This window comes from Paenibacillus sp. Soil522, from assembly GCF_001428245.1.
Lineage (GTDB): Bacteria > Bacillota > Bacilli > Paenibacillales > Paenibacillaceae > Pristimantibacillus.
In genome coordinates, this window is sequence record NZ_LMRV01000086.1 from 21,711 (window position 1) to 25,186 (window position 3,476).

4 protein-coding genes are annotated in these 3,476 nt (G+C 42.3%); all 4 read left to right on the forward strand.

The genetic code is table 11. The annotated features are described in order from the left end of the window. The first annotated feature begins 365 nt into the window (after positions 1-365). Positions 366-704, forward strand: a complete 339-nt coding sequence (locus tag ASG81_RS25355; protein WP_056641049.1) for a ribonuclease E inhibitor RraB — start codon at positions 366-368, stop codon at positions 702-704. Between the two features lie 223 nt (positions 705-927). Beyond that, positions 928-2,121 carry a copper amine oxidase N-terminal domain-containing protein gene (locus ASG81_RS25360; protein ID WP_056641051.1) on the forward strand — a complete coding sequence of 398 codons (1,194 nt, stop codon included), beginning with the start codon at positions 928-930 and terminating at the stop codon, positions 2,119-2,121. A 178-nt stretch (positions 2,122-2,299) separates the two neighbouring features. Next, on the forward strand, positions 2,300-2,572 hold the full coding sequence (locus ASG81_RS25365) for a hypothetical protein (RefSeq protein WP_056641053.1): 273 nt from the start codon (positions 2,300-2,302) through the stop codon (positions 2,570-2,572). A gap of 465 nt (positions 2,573-3,037) precedes the next feature. Continuing rightward, entirely contained in the window at positions 3,038-3,376 is a 339-nt protein-coding gene (tnpB, locus tag ASG81_RS30350; RefSeq protein ID WP_081417582.1) for an IS66 family insertion sequence element accessory protein TnpB, read from the forward strand. Positions 3,377-3,476: the final 100 nt, after the last annotated feature.

The following is a 3,476-nucleotide window of genomic DNA, read 5'->3' on the forward strand; positions in this document are numbered from 1 at the left end:
GGAAGCTTACGGTAATGTTGTTAATTACTCAAAGAATAATGGCGTGATTATGATCTCAATACAACAAAACGGAAAATGACAATGGGTTATGTGACTTCTACGGAACCTTTGTTACGCTAACGGGTACGATAGCTCAATAAGCACACGGCAGGAACTTCACCGACTGCCGTCTTATCAACTACCATGAAGAACGGATTAACTTTCATGCTCTGTGATGCAGCATAAGAGATGCATGGATGGCTAACTGGCAGGATAGTTTAATCAATACGCGAATACTACAAATGCGGAGAATTTACGAAATTCGCAGATTTGTTGTTATATACGCAATAACTGAAATTCATCAACACATCAGGAGATCAAATCTAATGAAACAAACATTGATTATTTTGGCTTGTCTTATCTTTTTAATTGGATGCAGAGACACAACAGACTCTCAAAACACATCAAACGAAAAGCTTATTATTGAACAATACTTCTATTCAAAGCATGAAGATGATTTGAAAAAGCTTGCTAATAAGTTAAAAACTGAAGGATATCAAATTAATGATTATAGGTCGTATGAACATGAAGGGGAAAATGAATGGTATTTTTATTCAAGTAAAGAAATAAAAGAAGATGAAATAAATTCTGAAGACATTAAAAGCGAAGAATATGCAGAAGAATTTAATGTCGGTTATGATGGACACGGATTCCCAATTGAGTAATAAAGTACGACAAGCAAGAGAATTGATAGGCATTCATTAAGCTAACGGGTACGTTACTTAAAAAGGGATCGCCGGATGCCGCGCAGTCTGTAGATCCCTTTTTCCTCCGAGGGAAGTAATGACTATGAACGGACAACTTCACTACTGGTTGATTTTGGCACACCTTTTTATTGAAACAACCAAGCCATGTTAGCGTCTAAATATATAGGGGGATGATAATAAGATGAAAAAGATGATTGTATTAGCTGTAGTAACCGCGAATCTTCTTGCTGTATCTGCTACATCATACGCAGCTGCACCTAAAAAAATCTTTGTCGAAGATAAGCAAATTCAATCCGATGTTGCACCAATCATCCAAAAAGGACGAGTAATGATTCCGATCCGCGCGATGACCGATTCGCTTGATGCTTCGGTATCGTGGAACCAAGCGTCGAAGACAGCAATCATTCGCAAATGGTCGGAAGCCGTTAAGTTAACTGTTGGTAAAAACACCGCTTATTATGAAAAGGCTGGTCAGGTTAATCAAATGACTCTTGATGTGCCTGTAAAGATTATAAATAACCGCATATACGTTCCACTACGTTTTCTATCCCAGTTTTTCGGCTATCAAGTAGCCGCAAATGGGGAAGCTGTGTTTGTCCATTCACCACTTAGCCAACACGAGCAAGAGATCCTCTATCGAGGAGATCTGGCAGAAGCGCGGGAAATGGCGATGGAGAAGGGGCCAAAATCAGCCCATTTCGTCCATAAGCCCATACGTTCTACGAAAGAAATAGAAGGATTCGAAACAACTTTTCTATTTCCCGTAGGTGAAGCCAATCGCTTTTTCTTGATATCAGATAATACGGTTTCGTTTTATGAACTGCAAGATGACTTTTTTGCGATCACCTGGCAAGCGCACATTCCCGTCGGGCAAAAAGACACGCTTGAGCTCTTCTTGGAGAATAAGATTACGAATACAATGGGAAATAAACCAAAAATAGAGGGATTTTTCTTTCACAGAACCAGCGGTCATATGACCAGCACTAATATTGCAGCTGGAAAGATCGCTCGTGACGGAACAATCATAACCATGGGCATCAAAAGAATCGTCGGCGGTGAGGTTACCGAAGAATCGGGGTCCTTGGCTTTACAGCTGTCTGGCGAGGTAAGGCTCGATGCCGTTGAGAGCACACCAAAAATAATTGGTGGAACTGAAATAAAGTCTGTCACAAAAGAACAACTCAAGAAAGTTACATCGAGAATGACTTATGAAGAAGTAGTAGGGATTTTAGGTCATGGCAAAGATATAGGCTCTGGATTGTTTATTATTGAGTATGAATATGGAGGTCAGCAATTCACACTAAATTTCACAAGTTATGATGGATTAATAACTGAAGAGGACTACAAAGAAATTCAAAAATTAATAGCAGTATAATTCAACGAACAGCCTTTTTACTCATGCCTGTTGAGTTTAGGCCAATAAAGGAGCATTTGAGTATACTTTAAGGAAATCATTTAATTAATAAAAAAATTGCCCTTGGCAAACTCGATTCAACGGATAACGAAGTTGAATAATATTACCATCTAAGTCATTATTCAGGGGTGACTAATGTATGGAAACTAAAAATTCACCCAGAAAAATATGGTTTATCCTTTCAATAATCTGTTTCGTATTTGGGATAGTCGTATGGATACCTAATATTGTACTTGGTGATGCAAAAAGTTTTTGGATATTGACCATTATTATAAATCCTTTGGGCATGGTATTCGGATACATTGGAAAAAGTAGGTTTGGTATGATTTTAAATGGAATTATGAGTTTTAGCTTCTTTATTTTTATGTTCATCGGTTATTTAATTAATGCTCTTTTTGGAGGAAAGCCATAAGGGCTTTATTGTAAAACGAGAGCTTAAAAACAAAACAGCAGGCTACCGACGTTTTCTACGCGGTAGCATTTGCTACGCTAACGGGCAGTGCGCGCCTAGCCAAGCTAGGCACAACTTACTGATGCAAGTTCAGTCGGGGTAGGGGCCAAGCCGCCCCGTAGCTAGCAGGCAGACGTCGGCGAAATCCGGCGGATGAAGCCCTGTGAAAAGTCGCGCTCTTGCGATGAAGCAAATCTGCAGGCCGTAATGAAAATGAATCCACCGCATCGTGAAAGTGAACCTGGAACGCGCGAAGATCTTGGAATGCAGCGCAGAAGAACCCTCCGGTGTAAAGGGATCGGCATGTAGAGACAGTTGTGTCTGGAACTAGGGAGACCCTCCCCCGCACGAAGTTTTTTTTTTCGTAATGAGCTTCGGAAGCTTATAGACCATGATACGTGAAGTCGTGCAGGCGCTGGATTCGTCATGCTTTCACTATCCGGCGCCCAGCGCGTCTATTTGGCTTGCGGATCAACGGATCTGCGCAAGTCCATCGACGGATTGGCTGTGATCGTTCAGGAAGGCTTCGGGCTCGCCCCCTTCTCTCTGTGTCTCTTTGTGTTCTGCAACCGCGAATGCAATAAACTCAAGATTCTGTATTGGGATCATAACGGCTTCTGGTTGTTCTATCGCCGCCTGGAACGCGGCAGATTTCAATGGCCGACCGGCAGTGAAGGTACGGTGGAGGTCTCCAGCCGCGAGCTTCGCGGCGTGCCGGGTGCTAGTGGTTTGGTGTTGTCGGGGGTTGTCACGTATTGGCCGTGACCACTTACGCCGGAAGCTGGGCGTGAAGTGAAGCTTCATCGTAGTACTACCCCGAGAAGCAGATCGAGGGGCTGAAGGCGCTGAAGGGTAAAGACGGTAC

What these genes read in the sequence shown, in the direction of transcription:
- ASG81_RS25355 (WP_056641049.1), top strand. Translation starts at nt 366, where the DNA reads ATGAAACAAACATTGATTATTTTGGCTTGTCTTATCTTTTTAATTGGA.
- ASG81_RS25360 (WP_056641051.1), top strand. Translation starts at nt 928, where the DNA reads ATGAAAAAGATGATTGTATTAGCTGTAGTAACCGCGAATCTTCTTGCT.
- ASG81_RS25365 (WP_056641053.1), top strand. Translation starts at nt 2,300, where the DNA reads ATGGAAACTAAAAATTCACCCAGAAAAATATGGTTTATCCTTTCAATA.
- tnpB (WP_081417582.1), top strand. Translation starts at nt 3,038, where the DNA reads ATGCTTTCACTATCCGGCGCCCAGCGCGTCTATTTGGCTTGCGGATCA.